Origin of the sequence: Staphylococcus sp. M0911, from assembly GCF_003491325.1 — a bacterium.
Lineage (GTDB): Bacteria > Bacillota > Bacilli > Staphylococcales > Staphylococcaceae > Staphylococcus > Staphylococcus warneri_A.
The window spans coordinates 2,160,261-2,181,450 of record NZ_CP022881.1 but is presented as its reverse complement, the minus strand read 5'-3'; the positions used below and the strand labels follow the sequence as shown (position 1 = coordinate 2,181,450).

General features: G+C 32.1%; 14 protein-coding genes and 1 pseudogene. 10 read left to right on the top strand and 5 right to left on the bottom strand.

Annotated features, from left to right (window positions below):
• Window positions 1–16: 16 nt before the first annotated feature.
• Window positions 17–1,084 (bottom strand): alcohol dehydrogenase catalytic domain-containing protein, encoded by a 1,068-nt coding sequence (locus tag ssp1_RS10625; RefSeq protein WP_075778353.1) that lies wholly within the window; start codon window positions 1,082–1,084, stop codon window positions 17–19.
• Window positions 1,085–1,292: 208 nt separating this feature from the next.
• On the opposite strand from ssp1_RS10625, the gene ssp1_RS10620 reads away from it, so the two are divergent.
• Window positions 1,293–2,927 (top strand): ribulokinase, encoded by a 1,635-nt coding sequence (locus tag ssp1_RS10620; protein WP_107536011.1) that lies wholly within the window; start codon window positions 1,293–1,295, stop codon window positions 2,925–2,927.
• A gap of 116 nt (window positions 2,928–3,043) precedes the next feature.
• Window positions 3,044–3,883, top strand: coding sequence for an SDR family oxidoreductase (locus ssp1_RS10615; protein ID WP_075778351.1), 840 nt, complete (start codon window positions 3,044–3,046; stop codon window positions 3,881–3,883).
• A gap of 56 nt (window positions 3,884–3,939) precedes the next feature.
• Here the strand turns inward: ssp1_RS10615 and ssp1_RS10610 are convergent, their stop codons facing one another.
• Window positions 3,940–6,609 carry a 5'-nucleotidase C-terminal domain-containing protein gene (locus ssp1_RS10610; protein ID WP_075778350.1) on the bottom strand — a complete coding sequence of 890 codons (2,670 nt, stop codon included), beginning with the start codon at window positions 6,607–6,609 and terminating at the stop codon, window positions 3,940–3,942.
• 311 nt (window positions 6,610–6,920) lie between these two features.
• Between ssp1_RS10610 and ssp1_RS10605 the strand changes: the two genes are divergently transcribed.
• The 3 genes from ssp1_RS10605 to ssp1_RS10595 all read left to right on the top strand — a co-directional run bounded on the left by ssp1_RS10605 (window position 6,921) and on the right by ssp1_RS10595 (window position 10,127).
• Window positions 6,921–7,880, top strand: a complete 960-nt coding sequence (locus ssp1_RS10605; RefSeq protein ID WP_118828220.1) for an NAD-dependent epimerase/dehydratase family protein — start codon at window positions 6,921–6,923, stop codon at window positions 7,878–7,880.
• Window positions 7,881–8,133: 253 nt separating this feature from the next.
• Window positions 8,134–9,210 carry a branched-chain amino acid aminotransferase gene (locus ssp1_RS10600; RefSeq protein WP_075778348.1) on the top strand — a complete coding sequence of 359 codons (1,077 nt, stop codon included), beginning with the start codon at window positions 8,134–8,136 and terminating at the stop codon, window positions 9,208–9,210.
• Window positions 9,211–9,437: 227 nt separating this feature from the next.
• On the top strand, window positions 9,438–10,127 hold the full coding sequence (locus ssp1_RS10595) for an HAD family hydrolase (RefSeq protein WP_075778347.1): 690 nt from the start codon (window positions 9,438–9,440) through the stop codon (window positions 10,125–10,127).
• A 93-nt stretch (window positions 10,128–10,220) separates the two neighbouring features.
• Here the strand turns inward: ssp1_RS10595 and ssp1_RS10590 are convergent, their stop codons facing one another.
• Window positions 10,221–10,883 carry a deoxynucleoside kinase gene (locus tag ssp1_RS10590; RefSeq protein ID WP_002451992.1) on the bottom strand — a complete coding sequence of 221 codons (663 nt, stop codon included), beginning with the start codon at window positions 10,881–10,883 and terminating at the stop codon, window positions 10,221–10,223.
• Window position 10,884: 1 nt separating this feature from the next.
• On the bottom strand, window positions 10,885–11,493 hold the full coding sequence (locus tag ssp1_RS10585; RefSeq protein WP_075778346.1) for a deoxynucleoside kinase: 609 nt from the start codon (window positions 11,491–11,493) through the stop codon (window positions 10,885–10,887).
• 66 nt (window positions 11,494–11,559) lie between these two features.
• Between ssp1_RS10585 and tadA the strand changes: the two genes are divergently transcribed.
• From tadA to ssp1_RS10560, 5 genes are all read left to right on the top strand, one after another.
• Window positions 11,560–12,066, top strand: a complete 507-nt coding sequence (gene tadA / locus ssp1_RS10580; RefSeq protein ID WP_049423313.1) for a tRNA adenosine(34) deaminase TadA — start codon at window positions 11,560–11,562, stop codon at window positions 12,064–12,066.
• A gap of 77 nt (window positions 12,067–12,143) precedes the next feature.
• Window positions 12,144–13,010, top strand: a complete 867-nt coding sequence (locus tag ssp1_RS10575; RefSeq protein ID WP_049423315.1) for a Cof-type HAD-IIB family hydrolase — start codon at window positions 12,144–12,146, stop codon at window positions 13,008–13,010.
• Between the two features lie 26 nt (window positions 13,011–13,036).
• Window positions 13,037–13,603, top strand: coding sequence for an NADPH-dependent FMN reductase (locus ssp1_RS10570; protein ID WP_075778345.1), 567 nt, complete (start codon window positions 13,037–13,039; stop codon window positions 13,601–13,603).
• A 682-nt stretch (window positions 13,604–14,285) separates the two neighbouring features.
• The gene (locus ssp1_RS10565; protein WP_118828219.1) at window positions 14,286–17,843 is read left to right on the top strand and encodes an SdrD B-like domain-containing protein; all 3,558 of its coding nucleotides are present in this window, start codon (window positions 14,286–14,288) and stop codon (window positions 17,841–17,843) included.
• 132 nt (window positions 17,844–17,975) lie between these two features.
• Complete coding sequence (locus tag ssp1_RS10560) at window positions 17,976–19,592, top strand: poly(glycerol-phosphate) alpha-glucosyltransferase (protein WP_107536229.1); 1,617 nt, start codon at window positions 17,976–17,978, stop codon at window positions 19,590–19,592.
• Between the two features lie 60 nt (window positions 19,593–19,652).
• Here the strand turns inward: ssp1_RS10560 and ssp1_RS10555 are convergent.
• Window positions 19,653–21,137 (bottom strand): annotated as a pseudogene (locus ssp1_RS10555) (glycosyltransferase family 4 protein).
• Between the last annotated feature and the right edge of the window lie 53 nt (window positions 21,138–21,190).

The following is a 21,190-nucleotide window of genomic DNA, read 5'->3' as shown; positions in this document are numbered from 1 at the left end:
CCTTAGATATCATGGTTTATGACCAGTGATATCTTAAATATGTTTTTTTCCAACCTTTATGTGCTGCAGTATCATCCATCGCCTTTTTAAGATCTTCTGTACTATGGATATCATAGTATTCATCAGGGATTAATTTTTTAAGGGCTTGTTGATACTCTTCATTTTCGAATGAAGCAATGAGTTGTTCAAATTCTTGTTTTGTACTTCTTGAACTACCTGAAAGTGTTAAACCTTTTTCTAATACGTCACGTGTATTAATACCAACTAAGTCTTCAGTAACACCCATTAAAACGATTTGTCCTTGTCTATCAATTAAATCGATAGCTTGGTTGATTGCAGATTCAGAGAATTTACCACCACAACATTCAAATACAGTATGAACGCCTTTATGACTGTTGAAATCATAATCAAATACAAGATGTGTTGTCGCAAAGTTTTCGAATGATTGAAGTTTTTCTTCAATAGCGCCGAAAACAATTAAATTTTCTTTTTCAATGCCATATATATAATGAAGTGCAGTTGCTGCTAAATAACCAACCGGGCCGTCGCCGAATACTGCAACTTGTGGAGAAGATTTAGTAGTAATCTCTTTAAGTTGATTGATTGGGAATAATGATACTGAACATAATTCAGCTAATAAAGCGACGTCTTCATCTAATGTGTCTGGAATTTTCACGATGTTATCTCCGGGTACAACCATTCTATCTTGGCAAATACCATCATAGCCGCTACCCATAAATACGGCATTTTCATCATAATTATCTAATAAATCTGTTTCTTCGAAGTCACCAGCTCTTAAGCGAGAAGGGATATTCGGAACGATAACTACTTTATCTCCTTTTTGATAATCAGGATGTTTAGAATCTTCAATAGTACCGATACCTTCATGGAATAATGCCATAGGCAATTTTTTGTCTAATGCTTCTTTACGTCTATTACCTGTGTAATATCTTAAATCAGCATGACAAACACTTGCTTTAGAAGGATTAACAATAACATCACCATCTCTAAACTCATGATTAATTGTTGTATATTCAAATTCGCCAGGTTGAATTAGGCGATAAGCTTTTGACTCAATGCTCATTTTTGTTCATCTACCTTTAATACTTGTTCACTTTTATTTATGTAAACAATAGTAAACGCTTACAGTTGCCTGTGTCAATGATTTTTTATATAAAAATGTTCATTTTGGTTCTTTTTGAACTTTTATGATTGATTTATTGTTCATTTATGCGTATTATTTAGGAAAACGCTTACTTAAAGAGATGTAGATAAAGTATGGGGGTATAACTATGAGTTATAGCATTGGAGTAGATTACGGAACAGGCTCAGGAAGAGCTTTTTTAGTTGATACAAGAAATGGAAAAATAATAGATAAATATATAAAGCCATATACACATGGCACAATTGAAAAGAATTTAAATGGAGTTAAGTTACCACATAGCTTCTCACTTCAAAATGGAAATGATTATATGGAAGTTTTAGAAGAGGGTGTGCCATATTTAATTGAATCTTCAGGTGTAAACCCAGAAGAAATTGTAGGTATTGGCATTGATTTTACTTCTTCTACAGTTATGTTTACAGATGAACATTTAGAACCTATTCATAATTTACCAGGATTTGAAAATAATCCACATGCATATGTAAAACTATGGAAGCATCATGGTGCTCAAGCAGAAGCGGATCAACTTTTCCAAACGGCATTAGATAATAAGAGTAGATGGTTAGGCTACTATGGATTTAATGTTAGTAGTGAATGGATGATTCCTAAAATTATGGAAGTAATGAACAAGGCACCAGAAGTGTTAGAAAAAACATCTAATATCATGGAAGCTGGAGATTGGATTGTTAATAAATTAACAGGACAAAATGTTCGCTCTAATTGTGGTTTAGGTTTTAAATCATTTTGGGAAGAAAATGAAGGATTCCATTATGATTTGTTTGATAAAGTAGATGATCAATTATCAGATGTTGTACGTGAAAAGGTGGACGCACCAATTGTTAAAATAGGCGAAACAGTTGGCCAAATTTCTGAAGAGATGGCAGAGAAATTGGGTCTTTCTACCAAAACAAAAGTAAGTCCGTTTATCATCGATGCACATTCTAGTTTATTAGGTATTGGTTCACAACAAGACAAGCAAATGACAATGGTAATTGGAACAAGTACATGTCATCTTATGTTAAATGAACAACAACATCAAGTGCCTGGTATTTCAGGTTCTGTTAAAGGTGCAATTATTCCAGAATTATATGCTTATGAAGCGGGACAATCAGCAGTAGGTGATCTTTTTGAATATATTGCAAATCAATCACCGAAAGCATATGTCGATGAAGCGAATGAAAGAGATATTTCAATTTTTGAATTATTAAATGAGAAAGTAAAAGACCAAATGCCAGGTGAGAGTGGTCTAATTGTTTTAGATTGGCACAATGGTAACCGAAGTGTGTTAAGTGATAGTAACTTAAAAGGGTGTGTATTTGGCATGTCGTTACAAAAGACACATGAAGAACTTTACCGTGCATACTTAGAAGCTACAGCATTTGGTACTAAAATGATTATGCAACAATACCAAAGTTGGAATATGGATGTTGAAGATGTCTTTGCTTGTGGTGGTATTCCTAAGAAAAATCCACTAATGATGGACATTTATGCAAATGTACTAAATAAAAAAGTAACAATAATAGATAGTGAATATGCACCTGCTATTGGTGCAGCAATTCTTGGTTCAGTTTGTGGTGGTGCACATCAAACGTTAAATGAAGCTATTGAGTCTATGAAAGAACCTGTTTTATATGAAGTAACGCCAGATCCTGAAAAAGTGAAACGTTATAAGAAACTATTCAGCGCGTATAAAGAATTGCATGATATTCATGGTTATAAAAAAGCGAGAATCATGCGTAATGTGGGTAAATTAATGGAAGCATAAAAATAGATTTTAGCACTTAGTGAGTTGGAGAAGTTGAATTCACTAAGTGTTTTTTGTATCAATAAGTTTATTTATGTGGTTAGAAGTATTAGGCTTAAATAAAGGAGCTGACTGAAATGAATATAATGTTAACAGGTGCTACAGGAAATTTAGGTCATCATATTACTAGCCAAGCCATCGAACATGGTATTGACCGATTTTATATAGGGGTAAGAAATTTAGAGAAAGTTCCAGAACGATGGAGAGATAATGTTTCTGTAAGGCAATTGGATTATTTTGATGAAAAAAGTATGATTACAGCATTTCAAGATATGGATACGGTCATTTTTATACCAAGTATCATACATCCATCTATTAAAAGAATTCCAGAAGTAGAGAATCTAATTAGTGCAGCAAAGCAAAGCGGTGTTAGTCATATAATTTATATTGGATATTATGCTGATCAACATAATAATCCTTTCCATATGAGTCCTTACTTTGGATATGCTGAACGTCTTCTTGCTTCAAGCGGTATTGATTATACATATGTCAGAATGGCAATGTATATGGATCCATTGAAACCGTATCTTCCAGAATTAATGGATATGCATAAGTTGATATATCCAGTAGGTGAAGGACGAATTAATTATATAACTAGACATGATATTGCAAGAGGTATCATTGCTATCATAGAAAATCCTGATACATGGGGAGAACGTTACTTATTATCAGGATATAGTTATGATATGTATGAGCTTGCAGATATTTTATCAGATGTATCTCAAACAGAAATTAAATATGAACCTGTTTCATTAGAGACGTTTGCAAATATGTATGATGAACCAAAAGGATTTGGAGCACTTCTAGCATCCATGTATGAAGCGGGTGCAAGGGGATTACTGGATCAACATTCTAATGATTTTGAAAACTTAGTTAACGACAAGCCACAAACATTTAAAGACTTTCTAATGGAATAAAGGTTGTAATAAGAAGGTCATGAGACATGCAATACTGTCTCATGACCTTCTTTATATTATGCAGATTTTTTACGTGAATATAATAAAGTGATGCCAGTTATCGCTACTAATAGTGCGATTACATCAGAATGATTGCTACCTCCTGTATTAGGAAGAATAGCTAAATTGTCATGAGTCGATTGTTGAGAACGTTCTCCATTATACATGTTTTGTATATGTTTAGTGTTAGATGTTACGATATCTAAATTTGATTGAGAATATGATGTTGCGTTTTTTAGATAAGTAGATTTTGTATTAAATATATTAGTTTTGATTTGGTCATCACTTTGATTTGATGTTTCACTGCGCTTTTTATTTAATGACTTATCATGATGATGCGTATTGTTTTGAGTCGCTATTGATATTTTATTGCTAGGGCTTGGTTGGTAGGCATCGATATGACTAACCGTTCTGTTTGAAGGTTTGCCTGAGTGGTTTCTTTGATGTGATGAGATTGTCGCTACATTATTTCCAGGGTAATAAGTCGTTTTAATGTCTTTTGTTTTTGGAAGTGGGATGACTTTGTCACTATGTTTATTATTTTGAGGCAGTTGACTATTGATGATTCTTTCAGGTTTGTTGGTATCATATTTAGATAAATCAGCATTTTTAATGTATTGAGCAACTACTTCATCTAAAGAAACACCTTCTTCTCGTTTGCCTCCGAACATGTCATAACCATCACCTTTATTAGCTGTGAAATCATTCGTTGCTACATAATATGTTTTATTGGGGTCTAATTTTTCGAATTTACCAGTATCATGATTAATGATTTGTATATCTGTAACTCTATCGCCTGACTTTTTATCCATATCGAACCCAATGCGAATAGACTTAGATACTTGTAAGAAGCCACCATTTGCCGTCAACTGTGGTTTGCCATTTTTTGATTCTGTAGGTGCACTTAAACTATGTTCAAAAGCTTTTTTTACGTCAGAGCCTTTTACTTTAATTTGAGAGATTAAGTTTCCGAAAGGTAAAACAGTAATAATGTCATTTTGAGTTACTTTACCTTTATCGATAGACGCTCTAATGCCACCACCATTCGTAATAGCAAAATCAGGTCGATGGCTAAACTTCTTAGAAGCATAATCCTCCATTGCATCGGTAATTAAATTACCTAAATTTGTTTCTTGTGTACGGGCAACATTACGTTCACCATTAAGTTTCACTTTGTTATTAGGAATAATGACTGTTGATGTCGCTTTTAAGAAGTCATCATTCGCTTTGTTTACTTGTTTTTCAACTTTAGTGTCAGGCTGAATGTTTTTTGTATCAGCAACGTTAATTAAATCAGCTTTAAGATTTTTCGTTTGATTATCCTCTCTATTAAATCGGATGCGTCCCACATTTTCTAATGCTGTTCCCGTTTGAGCTAATACATTTTTATCGTATGATTTACCATTTTTAATGACAGTATGAGAGTGACTATCTAACACGATGATAGATTGTTTAAATGATTTATCTTTCGATAATTGTTCAGTCAAATAATCGCCACGCCATTCTTTTTTAGTATTAGGATCTACACCTAAATGAGATAAAATGACAAAAACATCTACTTGATCTTTAATGTCATTCATAGCACGTTTCACACTTGTCAGTGGATCTTTAAATTCAACACCTTTTACAGCCGATGGTGAAGTCTTAGTTTTAGTTTCTGGAGTGGTCACTCCGACGATACCATATCGAATTCCATTTTTATTGATTATTGTTGATGGTTCGAAGTCACTTTTGCCATTTTTATAAACATTTGAAGTAATCATCGGAAAGTTTAGCTGCTTTTTTAATTTAAGTAATTGGTCATATCCAAAATCAAATTCATGATTGCCTAGAGTCATGGCATCATAACCGACACTATTCATAGCCTTTGCCATTTCTTCACCTTTAGAATTATTAGACACAGGTAAGCCTTGGAAAGCATCACCAGAATCTAATAATAAATCGGGATTTTCTTTATCTTTAAGGCCTTTAACTTTAGGCATACCAATGACTTTTCCATCGTCTTCAACAAAACGACCATGGATATCGTTTGTATGTAAAATTTTATGTTCATTTTTGTTAGTACTTTTTGTTTTCGAGCTATCATTATTTTTAGCTTTTTCTTGTGTTTGTGTAGAAGTTACATATAGTTGCTTGTTCTGATCAGCCTGCTGTTGATGATTTTTATCATTGTTACTTTGATTTTTAGTTGAAGATTGCTGTTCTTTTAACTGTTGCTTTGGTGTATTTGAATTCTTGTTAATATTAACTACTGGTTCCTTGGTATTTGAATTTGGTTGCTCGTGTTGTGTATTTAAATGATAAGAAGTTGTGTTTGTAGCATTTTTATTTACTAAATCATTTCTATTGTTGCCATTACTTTGAGTATTTGTATCATCTACTTTGTTTTGATGTTTCGCTCGTTCCTCTTTATGTAAAGAAATATTTTGCGAATTATCATTGTTATTATTTGAAGACGTATGATTAGTTTTATCTTCAGGTAACGATGTCGTAGTATCGTCTTTTGAAAGTTGCTGTTCTATGTGGGCTCTTGGCGTTGAATCTTGACTACTTGTATTTATTTGTTGAGTTGTTGTGGCATTGCTCTTTTGAATTTCACTTTGATTTTCAGCTGCTTGTATAGGATGATTTATAAAACCTAAACCAATCAACATGATTAATATGAATGAAAAAAATAGACGCTTCATATTGGCCTCCTTAATAATCAAAAATATAACAAGTCAATTTTAGCATATAAATTTTAAATAAAAATATTGTATAAACATAATTTACTGTAATTTTAAGGTTTATTAATATTTGATTAACGTGTATGTCATTGTGAGTAATAAATATAGAATTTCCTCTAAATATTGATTTAATAACAAAAAATAGAAAATTTAACTTTGTACTCACTATATATACAAGAAAGCGCTTTTATATTATAATATAGATGTAAATCGAGAATTTGTTCACACGAGAAAGACAACGAATTTTCTATAAACACAAGGGGAGATTTATAATGAAAAAAATTATGATAACAGGTGCTTTAGGACAAATAGGTACAGAATTAGTAGTTAAATGTAGAGAAATTTATGGAACAGATAATGTACTAGCTACGGATATTAGAGAACCAGAAGCGGATTCACCAGTTAATGATGGGCCTTTTGAAATTTTAGATGTAACAGATCGTGACAAAATGTTTGAATTAGTTAAGGATTTTGAAGCTGATACGTTAATGCACATGGCTGCTTTATTATCAGCTACAGCAGAGAAGAACCCTATGTTTGCTTGGGATTTAAATATGGGTGGATTAATGAATGCTTTAGAAGCAGCGCGTACATACGATTTACATTTCTTCACACCAAGTTCAATTGGTGCATTTGGAGATTCAACACCTAAAGTCAATACGCCACAAGTCACAATTCAACAACCTACAACAATGTATGGTGTTAACAAGGTTGCCGGAGAATTATTATGTCAATATTACTTTACGAAATTTGGCGTAGACACACGCAGTGTAAGATTCCCAGGATTAATTTCACATATTAAAGAACCAGGCGGTGGTACTACAGATTATGCTGTAGAAATATACTTTAAAGCAGTTAGAGAAAATCATTATACAAGTTATGTTGATAAAGGCACATTTATGGATATGATGTACATGGACGATGCAATTGAAGCTACTATTCAATTAATGGAAGCTGATGGTGCTAAATTAGAAACTAGAAATGGATATAATCTAAGTGCTATGAGTATTGATCCTGAAATGGTTAAAGAAGCTATCCAAGAACACTATCCAGACTTTACGTTAGACTATGATGTGGATCCAGTTCGAGAAGGGATTGCTAAAAGTTGGCCAGATAGTATCGATACAAGTTGTGCACGTGGAGAATGGGGTTTCAATCCTAAATATGATTTAGAAAGTATGACTAAATTAATGTTAGATGCTATTGAAGCTAAAGAAAAAGCAACAAAATAATCTGCTTATTAAATATAACGTAGTAAATGTTAGTTTTACTCCTTCTAATTATTTTTACATTAGAAGGAGTGATTTTTTATCTTCGAGTAGTTACTTGACTTGTAAGATAAAAGCGATAGTGTTTTACTTAAGGTATATTATACATATTAGTATTTAGTTTGAATTTTCGGAAAATTTATTGAATAGTATATATACGATTGCTATAATCTAGTATAACTATTTATATTGGTAGCAATATTAGGAGGCCGTTATCATGACAGAACAAGTTAAATTTGAGAAACGAGATACGCTAAAAGAAAAACCAGATAATTCGAATTTAGGGTTTGGTCAATACTTTACAGATTATATGTTGAGTTATGATTATGATGCTGATAAGGGTTGGCATGATTTAAAAATAGTGCCTTATGCACCATTTGAAATTTCACCAGCCGCTCAAGGTTTACATTATGGTCAAGCTGTATTTGAAGGTTTGAAAGCATATAAATATAATGATGAAGTTGTTTTATTCCGCCCAGATGAAAACTTTAAACGAATTAATAATTCTTTAGCACGTTTGGAAATGCCAGAAGTAGATGAAGAAGTGTTGTTAGAAGGTTTGAAACAATTAGTAGATGTTGAACGTGATTGGATTCCAGAAGGCGAAGGTCAATCATTATATATTCGTCCATTTGTATTTGCGACTGAAGGCATTCTTGGCGTAAGAGCATCTCATTCATATAAATTATTCATTATCTTATCGCCATCAGGTGCTTATTATGGTGGTGACACACTAAAATCAACTAAAATTTATGTTGAAGATGAGTATGTACGTGCAGTACGTGGTGGTGTAGGGTTTGCTAAAGTAGCAGGTAACTATGCTGCAAGCTTATTAGCGCAAACGAATGCTAACAAATTAGGTTACGACCAAGTACTTTGGTTAGATGGTGTTGGACAAAAGTACGTTGAAGAAGTAGGCAGTATGAATATCTTCTTTGTTGAAAACGGAAAAATCGTTACACCTGCATTAAATGGTAGTATTTTACCTGGTATAACACGTAAATCTATTATCGAATTAGCACAAGATTTAGGTTATGAAGTTGAAGAACGTCGAGTTTCTATTGACGAATTATTTGAAGCGTACGACAAAGGTGAGTTAACCGAAGTATTTGGTACTGGTACAGCAGCAGTTATTTCACCGGTAGGAACTTTGCGTTATGAAGATAGAGAAATTGTCATTAATAACAATGAACCAGGTGAAATTACGACAAAACTTTATAATGAATATACAGGTATTCAAAATGGTTCACTAGAAGATCGTCACGGTTGGCGTTTTGTAGTGCCTAGATATTAAAATATTAAATTAATGCTAGGAGCCTTTATTAAAGGTTTCTAGTTTTTTTTAATAAACAATAATACAGCGATTATATGCGTTAAAGTTATAATATTATTCGTATAGTTAAAATAATTATTTTTAATCCAAGAAGCGACTTAAAAGTAACTTTCCTACATTTTTAAGAATGATTGTACTACAATAGTACGTATTGAAACAAAAATAAAATATGGAGTGTAGTGATATCAATGGAATGGATACTGTTTGATAAAGATGGCACGTTAATAGAGTTTGATAAGAGTTGGGAAAAAATTGGTATACGTCTGGTTGATAAATTGTTAGATACATTTCCTGTTCATGATAAAGAAGTAGCGCACAGACAATTAGGAATCATAGATGATAAAATTGTTCCAGATTCTGTGATGGGTTCAGGATCTCTAGGTGAAATGATCAAATCCTTCGATGATGTTACCGGCCAAGACACATCTGAATGGACAAGAAATACGAGTCAAGAGTTAGTGGACTCAAGAGAGCCTGAAAATCATTGGGTAGATGGTGTATACGATACGATTGTAGCTTTACGTCAAGATGGCTATAAAATAGGCATTGTAACAAGTGATACTAAAAAAGGGGTTACCCAATTTTTAGAAGCAACACAATCAAAACATTTATTCGATTTAGTTATTTCAACTGAAACACATGCTGAAGAAAAACCGAGTCCCAAAGTATTAGACCCATTATTCGAAGTCTATGATGTTAAACCAGAACATGTAGTGATTGTAGGGGATACAGCAAATGACATGAAGACTGCAATTAATGCACAATTAGGATTGAGTATTGGTGTCTTAACAGGTATTGCTAAAAGAGAAGAACTTCACGAAGCGGATGTCATCGTTGAAAGTGCGAGTGAAGTTAAACAAGTGCTTGATAAACAATAATAATCGTGATTTTTAAAATAAAAAAGCTCCCGACTTTGTGTCCACTAAATATGTGGGTAAATAAAGTTGGGAGCTTAAATATTTGGTTATTGATTATCTTGGGTCAACTTGACGATACGTATCGATAACATGTGCAATTTTATCGATAATAGGATTAAGTGTGTCAGGGTCGTTATGAATATCATATTCATTTATATTCACGCGAACAACTGGACAAGCATTAAAGTTATTAATCCAATGATCGTAACGTTCGAATAATTTTTGCCAATATTCAGGATTGGTATCAATTTCAATGTCACGACCACGCTGCTTGATGCGTTCAATGACTTCGTCATAATCACATTCCAAATAAATAAGTACATCTGGCTTTGGAAAATAAGGTGTCATGACCATGGCATTGAATAGTTCTGAATAAGTATTGAAATCGTCTTGACTCATAGTTCCTTCTTCTTCATGCATTTTGGCAAAGATATCTACGTCTTCATATATAGAACGGTCTTGTACAAATCCACCACCATACTCAAACATACGCTTCTGTTCTTTAAAACGTTCTGCTAAAAAGTAGATTTGTAAATGAAAGCTCCAACGCTCAAAATCTTGATAGAATTTATCCAAATATGGATTATGATCTACATTTTCAAATGAGGTTTTAAAATTTAACTTATCTGCTAAAGCTTGAGTAAGGGTAGACTTACCGACACCTACTGTACCTGCAATTGTGATAATGGCATCTTGTGGTATGTTAAATGAATTCATTTTATTTATCTCCAATCATTGATTTTACCTGAGTAAGTATCTCTTGATAATCTTTGTTATTATTGACAAAATCCATATTTGACGTATTGATGTGCAATACTTGAACGTTACTATCTTTTAAAGAACTATAAAATGTATGATAATCATGTTTCAAAGCCAGTAAATAATCATCTTCGATTTGATGTTCGAAACTACGATTTCTTTTAGCAATTCTATGTTTTAATACATCTAATTCTGCATCTAAAAAGATAATTGTATTTGGCATTGTTAAATCCTCAGTTAAAATGTCATATATACGTGAGAATTTATTGAATTCATGATTGTCTAATGTATTTTTAGCAAAGATTTTATTTTTATAAATGTGATAATCACTTACTATACCTTTATGAAGTGACTCGATATCTTTAAACTGTTTGTATCTATTACATAAAAAGAACATTTCTGTTTGGAAACTCCATTTTGAAATGTCATCATAAAAGTCAGATAAAAATGGATTTTCATCGACAATTTCTTTTTCTTCATAAAAATCTAAGGATTGACTTAATTTGTGGGCAAGAGAAGATTTTCCAACACCGATTGGACCTTCAATTGCGATAAATGGTTTATTCATATTCACTTCTCCAAATGTTAAGATAGACAGTGAGTATTGTAACACAAGTGAGGTGTCTGGACACGAATGGAAACTGATGAATATTATATGAAACTTGCAATCCAAGAAGCTAAAAAAGCCGAACTACTAGGTGAAGTTCCTATTGGTGCAATTATAGTTAAGAACGGTCATGTAATCGCAAGAGCGCATAATCTGAGAGAAACGATGCAACAACCTACGGCCCATGCTGAACATTTAGCTATTGAACGGGCAGCCAAAGTAATAGGTAGTTGGCGACTTGAAGATTGTACTTTATATGTCACGTTAGAACCTTGTGTGATGTGTGCAGGCACTATTGTCATGAGTAGAATACCATATATTAAATATGGCGCAGCAGATCCTAAAGGCGGATGTTCAGGCAGTTTAATGAATTTATTGACCCAACCGGACTTTAATCATAGAGCACAAGTAGAGAGTGGACTTTTAGAAGAACAATGTGGTGATTTACTAAGAAACTTCTTTAGAAAGTTAAGAAAAAAGAAAAAATCTGACAAACGGGCTATACTAAATCATGAATCGGATTTGTTAGAATAGTGTAGTAAGGCAAGTGATTGTCAATCCACGAATCTTTAATATAATGAATACTATATAGTATGAAACGAGGTTAACGAATGATTAAGTTAATAGCAACAGACATGGATGGTACGTTATTAAACGCAGCACACGAAATTTCAGAAGAAAATCAGCAAGCAATTCGATATGCCCAAGAACAAGGTATTACTGTAGTCATAGCGACAGGTAGAGCATTTTATGAAGCTAACACGCCAGTTGCTGAGACAGATTTGAAAGTACCTTATATTTGCTTGAATGGGGCAGAGGTTCGAGATGAAACATTCAATATAATGAGTACCTCTCATTTGAATCATGAATTAGTGCATAAAGTTACTTCAAAATTAAAAGAGGAAGGTATTTATTACCAAATCTATACCAATAGAGGTATTTATACTGAAGATCCACAACGTGATTTGGATATTTATATTGATATCGCTGAGAGAGCAGGTCAAAAAGCAGATGTCGAAAAAATTAAAAATGGTATTCAAAAACGTATTAAGAATGGAACTTTAAAAGTTGTTGATAGCTACGATGCGATAGAGGACATCCCTGGTGAATTAATAATGAAAGTGTTAGCCTTCAATCCTGATTTAGGAAAAATGGATCGTGTTGGACAAGAACTTGCAACGTCACCTAACCTAGCTATATCTTCTTCTTCAAGAGGAAATTTAGAAATTACACATTCAGATGCCCAAAAAGGTATTGCGTTGGAAACAATCGCAGAACGTTTAGGTGTGAAAATGGAAAATGTAATGGCGCTTGGTGACAACTTGAATGATATGTCTATGTTAGAACGTGTTGGCTATCCTGTTGCAATGGAAAATGCCGCACCGGAAGTGAAGGCAATTGCAACATACACTACTGACACTAATGAAAATAGTGGTGTTGGTAAAGCTATAATGAAATTGATTGATCAGAAAAAATAATACAATCGACAAAGGAGATATAGATAATGAAAGGACTAGCAATTATCGGTAGTGCACAATTAGGATCTCATACACACGCATTGTCCCAATATTTACAAGGTCAATTCGAAGAACATGGTGTAGAGTTGGAAATTTTTGAATTAGCGAAAAATCCTATACATCAACTTGATTTTGCAGGGACAACACAAGCGACTGAAGAGATTAAAAATAATGTTGATTTATTACAAAGTAAGGCTATGGAAGCGGATTTCTTCATATTAGGGACACCTAATTACCACGGTTCATTTTCAGGTATTTTAAAAAACGCATTAGACCACTTGAATATGGATTACTTTAAAATGAAACCTGTTGGATTGATTGGAAATAGTGGTGGTATTTTAAGTTCTGAACCACTATCACATTTAAGAATTATCGTGAGAAGTTTATTAGGCATTGCTGTACCTACGCAAATTGCTACGCATGATAGTGATTACGCTAAATTAGATGATGGCACATTATATTTAGAAGATGATGAATTCCAGTTACGTGCTAGATTATTTGTAGATCAAATTGTATCTTTCGTAAATAATAGTCCATATGACCATTTAAAATAAAAGCACAACTAAAATAGAAAATGATTAAAATCAACTCAAACAAGTATTGAATAGATATTAAAGAGTAGTTAGAAAATATACTAATTTCTAAATATCTACATTATATAAAACTTGTTTGAGTTTTTTGTTGCTGATAAGTAAATATATGTTTTATTTATATTCATTTGAGAATTAAAGTATTTAATTCTCAAATGATATTATTGTTGTGATTTATTTAAAAAGATTATATAATGATATTCTTAAATCATTGAAGGTCATTTAATGATTTAAGTCATTATCTAACAAATTATACATAATAATTAAATGAAGTTTGATAAACAAGCATGTTTTGATAATAAGTTTAGAATATATAAAACAATAATCCTTTTGATTGTTATATTTGTCATTAAAAATATAGTGCGAATCGATTAATCATTATTTTATAGCGTAACTATATGACATATAGCTTTCAAAAGGATTATTTATTTGAAAAATTTTCAAACTGAATGTTTTAACAAATGTAATTTCTATTTTTAATTCATTATTTGTTTTATTATATTTAGAATACTAAGTGTATGCACTTTATTATTAAAATATTATGTGTTGTAAAATAATATTGCTTGTATTATATTTGTGTTAGCAATCAAAAGAATATATATGGTTGTTACATATAATTATGAAAAATTTCTCTAGGAGGAAATATATGAAGAAAAGAATGGATTTTTTACCAAACAAAATGAACAAGTACTCAATCAGACGATTTACAGTAGGGACGGTGTCAATTTTAGTCGGAGCTACATTAGTATTCGGTATTAGTAATAACGAAGCGCAAGCTGCTGAGAAAACAAGTACTGAAGAATCTACACAATCTAACGAAGATACATCATCACAAGACAGTGTTAAACAAAAAGGTGATGTTCAAACTAGTGAACAAGCAACTAACAATAATGACATTCCTGAACAAGTTGATGTAACAAATGAAGCTAGCATTTCAGAAGAAGCAACAACAGAAGCACCAAAAGCTGACACAACAAAAGAAAAGCCAGCAACAACGGAAGAAGCACCAAAAGCTGACACAACAAAAGAAGAGCCAGCAACAACAGAAACACCAAAAGCTGACACAACAAAAGAAGAGCCAGCAACAACAGAAACACCAAAAGCTGACACAACAAAAGAAGAGCCAGCAACAACAGAAACACCAAAAGCTGACACAACAAAAGAAACTCCAACAACTACAGATCAAACTCCAGAATCAAACCAAACTGATTCTCAAGAAACAACTACAGAACAATCAACTCAACCAACAACTCAAACTCAAAATTCACCAGAAGCAAATACAACACAAGAATTTGATACAGTAGTAAATAATGTTCAAAATGCATCAACAACTGAAGATAAACAAGAAGCTTTAACGAATTATATTGCTGATACAAATAACACAAGTAAAGAAGATGCAAAAGCACAAGTTGAAAACTTAGATTTAGATTATAAGAATCTTGATGAAACAACATTATTAAGTGCACTAGCTCAAGATTATTCAAATAAAAAAGATTCAACAACAACGTATGCTACACCACGTTCAACTACATCAACACCAAAACCTGTTAATCGTTTAGGTATTAAAAAATTAGCAGCAGTAAGACAAGGTACAAATGTAAATGATAAAGTTCATTTTTCTAATATCGATATAGCTATTGATAAAGGACATACAAATCCTCAAACAGGACAAAAAGAATTCTGGGCTACATCAAGTGATGTTTTAAAATTAAAAGCAGATTATACAATCGATGATGATGTACATGAAGGCGATCAAATGACTTTCCAATACGGTGACTACTTCCGTCCTGGTTCAGTAAGTTTACCTTCTACTCAACAGAATTTATATGATGCAAATGGTGGATTAGTTGCTAAAGGTATTTACGATAGTAATACTAATTCAACTACTTATACATTTACTAACTACGTTGATCAATATAATAATATTAAAGGTAGTTTTGAACAGATTACGTTTGCTAAACGTGAAAATGCAACAACTGATAAAACGGCTTATCCAATGCAAGTCACTTTAGGTAATCAATCATATTCTAAAGATGTTATTGTGGATTATGGTAATAAAGAGAATGCACCTATCATTACAAGTACAAATTATATTGAAAATGGTACATTAGCACGTCATATGACAGCTTACATTAACCAACCTAAATCAACATTTACGAAAGAAATATTTACTACAAACCTAACGGGATTTAAATTCGATCCAACTAAAAATAACTTCAAAATCTATGAAGTAACAGATCAAAACCAATTTGTAGATAGTTTTACACCAGATACATCTAATCTTAAGGACGTAACTAGTAATTTTAAAATTAATTACAGTAATAACAATCAAACTGCAACTGTTGATTTATTAAACGGAGCAAGAAGTAGTAATAAGCAATATATTATTGAACAAGTTGCCTATCCTCTAGATACAGCAAATGATACGAATGGTAAAATTGATTACCGTTTAGATACTAATGAAAAAATTTATACTTGGTCTAACTCTTATTCAACTGCTGCAGGATCTTCCACTGCTAATGGAGATTTAAAAAAATATTCATTAGGTGATTACGTATGGGAAGATACGAATAAAGACGGTAAACAAGATGCTGATGAAAAAGGTATTCAAGGTGTATACGTCATCCTTAAAGATGCTAATGGAAAAGAATTAGATCGTACTACTACAGATTCCACTGGTAAATATCAATTTAATGACTTAACAAATGGGACGTACACAGTTGAATTCTCAACTCCAGAAGGTTATACACCAACAACAGCAAATGCTGGTACAGATGATAGTGTCGATTCAGATGGCTTAACTACTACTGGTGTGATTAAAGATGCAGATAACTGGACATTAGATAGTGGTTTCTATAAAACACCAAAATATAGTTTAGGTGATTATGTTTGGTTAGATACAAACAAAGACGGTAAACAAGATGATACTGAAAAAGGAATTCCTGGTGTAACTGTTACATTAAAAGACAAAGATGGTAACGTGCTTCAAACAACAACAACAGATGAAAATGGTAAATACCGTTTTGATAATTTAGATAATGGTGATTACGTTGTTCATTTTGATAAACCAGCAAACTTAACACAAACTAAAGTAGATTCTAGTGATGATGATAAAGATGCTGATGGGGAAGATGTACATGTAACTATTAAAGATCATGATGATTTCACAATAGACAATGGTTACTTCGAAGAAGATTCAGATAGTGATTCAGACTCAGACAGCGACTCCGACTCAGATAGCGATTCCGACTCAGATAGCGACTCAGATTCAGATAGTGATTCAGACTCAGACAGTGATTCAGACTCAGACAGTGACTCAGATTCAGATAGCGACTCAGATTCCGACAGCGACTCCGACTCAGATAGTGACTCAGATTCAGACAGTGACTCAGATAGTGACTCCGACTCAGATAGCGATTCTGATTCAGATAGCGACTCCGACTCAGATAGTGATTCCGATTCAGATAGTGACTCAGACTCAGATAGTGACTCCGACTCAGACAGCGATTCCGATTCAGACAGCGACTCAGACAGTGATTCTGACTCAGATAGCGACTCAGATTCAGACAGCGATTCAGACTCAGACAGTGATTCCGATTCAGATAGCGACTCAGATTCAGACAGTGACTCCGATTCAGACAGTGACTCAGATTCAGATAGCGACTCAGACTCAGACAGCGATTCCGATTCAGACAGCGACTCAGACAGTGATTCTGACTCAGATAGCGACTCAGATTCAGACAGCGATTCAGACTCAGACAGTGATTCCGATTCAGATAGCGACTCAGATTCAGACAGCGACTCCGACTCAGATAGCGACTCAGACTCAGACAGCGATTCCGACTCAGATAGCGATTCTGATTCAGACAGCGATTCCGATTCAGATAGCGACTCAGATTCAGACAGCGATTCAGACTCAGATAGCGACTCAGACTCAGACAGCGATTCCGACTCAGATAGCGATTCTGATTCAGATAGCGACTCCGACTCAGATAGCGATTCTGATTCCGACAGTGACTCAGATTCAGACAGCGATTCCGACTCAGATAGCGATGCAGATAAAGAGCATGGAGATGATGCATTACCTGAAACGGGTGATGACTCTAATCAAAACAATGCTACTTTATTCGGTTCATTATTCGCGGCATTAGGATCTCTATTCTTATTTGGTAGACGTCGTAAAAAAGATGCAGATAACAAGTAATATCTAATCTGTGTTAAATATATAATTATGGATAAAACCAGGTCATTTTGGCCTGGTTTTATTTGAAAATTACACTAAAATATTAATAATTGATATAATTGATTATGATATATGTGTAATATGGAGGTTAATATGGATATTGAAAGAAAAATAAGAAAATTAGTAGAGTTTATTAATGATAAAGAAAATATTGAAGGTTATGCGTTTGTTAGTTTAGGGAAACCTAATGTTAAAGCTCAGGTGAAGCTTTTAAAGAAAACTACTTATTTAGAACGTGAGATTAATAAATTATGTCAAAAATACAAGAAAAAGGCAGCTGTATATCCAACATGGATTAAAGTTGATATTGTTACGCATTTTGATAATGTACCATTTAATGAACTGAAAAATGATTTGATTACAACTAGACGAAATTATATTGAATATGGTATTGCTCTTGACTCAAATTGGAATATCACTTTTTTACCTGAGGAAATTAATGTAAATGCATTTGTAAGACCATCTAAAGAGACTAAAGAATTTTATTTATCTGAAGACAATATTAATAACTATATGCGTAAATATACTAATTATAAAAGACCATTTTCTGAGGATTTATATAAAGGTAAAGAGGTCACTAAATTTTATACTAAATCATACTTTTTAGATGACGAAGAAGTTTATGAGTTGCATTCGAAAGGCTATCGAAAAGGCTTAAGAAAAATAGACGATTTGAGTAATGAGATAGATAAATTGATAAAAAGTAGTACTCGCTTTTTAGATGATATGATGGAAGATAGTGGTAGATATAATTACGGATATTTACCACATTTTGATAAAAAAATAGGATTTTATAATATTTTACGACATTCTTCATCTACATACGCGTTAATTGAAGGATTAAACTATTTAGGAGAACCACTAAATTCAACAGAAAAAGCTATTAATTATATCATCGACAATTATATATATGAAAGTAATGGCAATGCATATGTATTTGATGATACAAAAAATATAAATGAGATTAAATTAGGACAAAATGCATCATTTATATTTGCAGTATGTGAATATTTAAAAGAACACAATAATGAAAGATTCCTTGAAGCAGCACAAAAGGTGGCTAATGGCATATTAACTATGATAGATGAAAATACGTGGGATACTACTCATGTATTAAACTATCCTGATTTACCTGTTAAAGAGAAATTTAGAATTGTTTATTATGATGGTGAGGCAGCGTTAGCATTAATGCGACTATATCAACAAGACCATAATGAACAATGGTTGAATACAGTTAAAAGTTTAGTTGATCAATTTATTGCTAAAGATTATTGGAAATATCATGACCACTGGTTAGGATACTGTACTAATGAACTAGTACAAATTAATCCAGAAGCTAAATATTTTGAGTTTGGAATTAAAAATGTAAGCACGCATTTAGATTATATTAAAAATCGTGAAACTACTTTCCCAACATTTTTAGAAATGTTAATGGCCACATATAGATTGATTCAAAAAGCCAAACAAGAAGGACATGAAGAATTAGTTGAATCATTAATAGATGAACAGAAATTAATTGATATTATCCATATAAGAGCAGATTATCAAAGAACAGGCTTTTTCTATCCAGAATTAGCTATGTATTTTAAAAATCCAGCTAGAATATTAGGTAGTTTCTTTATAAAACATCACGGTTATAGAGTTAGAATTGATGATATAGAACATTATGTTTCTGGTTATGTTCAATATCAAAAAGCTTTTAAGGATTAAAGGATAATAAAATTCCCAAGGTACAAAATGTATCTTGGGAATTTTTATGATTGCTAGAAATTATAACGTTTTAAGGAAGGATTGCCATTGTTTAATTAAATGATCTTCAGAAAAATGATTGGCAACTTTTATGCTATTTAGTGAAAATTCGTGTTGCAGTTTAGGATGATCTAATAGATATTTTACTTTTTCGTATAATGCATCTTCATTATCTTTTTCAATTAAATAGCCATTTTCACCATTATTAATCATTTCTTTAGGACCATACTTCATATCATAACTAACTGCAGGTATTCCATGAGCTAAACATTCTAATAAAGCTAAGTTAAATCCTTCCATATTACTAGTTATTAAACATAAGTAAGCATTTTTGTATTCTTCTTCTAATGAATTTAAGAAACCTCGTAAAAATACATGTTTTTCTAAATTTTTTTCTTTTATCATTGTCTGTAATTTTTCAGTTTCCATACCAAAACCAAACATATGTAATTCTATTTGAGGATAAGTATCTTTTAATTTTTCAACTAATCTAATTTGATGGTCAAGTTGCTTTTCCGGTGAGTACCTTGCAACAGCGATGAGTTTTTTTGGTTCAACTTTTTTTGGATTCGTTAAAGTAATGTTAGTAAATCCAACAGGTATATTGACAACAGGTATTGCATTATTGATTCGCTTAGTAACATCTTCTTTTTGATCTACAGTAGAAGCTATAATTGCTTTATATCTTGGCAAATTGCTAAATAAGTGTTTGTAAGAATTTTTATAGTTGGAAGTTTCAATTTCATTTGCATTTTTCACGTGTGTATTATGTAAAACAGCTACTACAGGTATTTTAGGATTAGTTAAATTAAATGAAGGTGCAGTATGTAAGTTCTTATCACTAAAAAACATATCTCCTTTTTGATAAATACTTTCAATGAAATATGCTACTAATTCATTTTCATTATTAAAATAATGATTTTTATTATGATTTTGTAAGACAATTAAATCTAAGACATCTTTTTCAGAATTATTATGATAATATTTTTCGATTAAAATTTCACCATTGATATTATGATAGGATTCATAAACAGTATTTTGTTTTCCAGTTAATAGTCTTGTGCAACTTAAAAAGCCACGTACATCATAAAATTCTCTTTTAACTTTTCTTCTGTTTTTATCAAAATAGTTAATATAGTCGATTTGCTTACGCTTTGGAGTGAAAAAATGAGCATAAATAATGAAAGTGCCATTATTATAGACCCTTACATCGTTCGTATTTGGAACATATTCTATATCATAATTACATTCATTTTCCCAATACGATATCCAATCGAAATGATATGATTCGGTAATGTTATCTACTTCTTGAAAATAATCATACATATTTATCATATCTTCTTTATTGATAAAATCACTATGCTATTTTGCTATAAAACGATTCCATTTAATAAAAACACATTTAGCTGGTAATCCTGCTTTTTTAAATAGATAAAGACGATTGATTAAAGCTTTCTCAATCCCTGTAATTGTACTTCCTAAATTAAAACCTACAAAATAATTCATATAAATACCTCATATTTAGTATATTTTTCATTAATTATAACATGTTTATTGCA

Bases quoted from the DNA above. Each gene is read 5' to 3' on its own strand.
- ssp1_RS10610 (WP_075778350.1), bottom strand. From the start codon at position 6,609: ATGAAGCGTCTATTTTTTTCATTCATATTAATCATGTTGATTGGTTTA.
- ssp1_RS10590 (WP_002451992.1), bottom strand. From the start codon at position 10,883: ATGAATTCATTTAACATACCACAAGATGCCATTATCACAATTGCAGGT.
- ssp1_RS10585 (WP_075778346.1), bottom strand. From the start codon at position 11,493: ATGAATAAACCATTTATCGCAATTGAAGGTCCAATCGGTGTTGGAAAA.
- ssp1_RS10575 (WP_049423315.1), top strand. From the start codon at position 12,144: ATGATTAAGTTAATAGCAACAGACATGGATGGTACGTTATTAAACGCA.
- ssp1_RS10625 (WP_075778353.1), bottom strand. From the start codon at position 1,084: ATGAGCATTGAGTCAAAAGCTTATCGCCTAATTCAACCTGGCGAATTT.
- ssp1_RS10600 (WP_075778348.1), top strand. From the start codon at position 8,134: ATGACAGAACAAGTTAAATTTGAGAAACGAGATACGCTAAAAGAAAAA.
- tadA (WP_049423313.1), top strand. From the start codon at position 11,560: ATGGAAACTGATGAATATTATATGAAACTTGCAATCCAAGAAGCTAAA.
- ssp1_RS10570 (WP_075778345.1), top strand. From the start codon at position 13,037: ATGAAAGGACTAGCAATTATCGGTAGTGCACAATTAGGATCTCATACA.
- ssp1_RS10595 (WP_075778347.1), top strand. From the start codon at position 9,438: ATGGAATGGATACTGTTTGATAAAGATGGCACGTTAATAGAGTTTGAT.
- ssp1_RS10565 (WP_118828219.1), top strand. From the start codon at position 14,286: ATGAAGAAAAGAATGGATTTTTTACCAAACAAAATGAACAAGTACTCA.
- ssp1_RS10605 (WP_118828220.1), top strand. From the start codon at position 6,921: ATGAAAAAAATTATGATAACAGGTGCTTTAGGACAAATAGGTACAGAA.
- ssp1_RS10620 (WP_107536011.1), top strand. From the start codon at position 1,293: ATGAGTTATAGCATTGGAGTAGATTACGGAACAGGCTCAGGAAGAGCT.
- ssp1_RS10560 (WP_107536229.1), top strand. From the start codon at position 17,976: ATGGATATTGAAAGAAAAATAAGAAAATTAGTAGAGTTTATTAATGAT.
- ssp1_RS10615 (WP_075778351.1), top strand. From the start codon at position 3,044: ATGAATATAATGTTAACAGGTGCTACAGGAAATTTAGGTCATCATATT.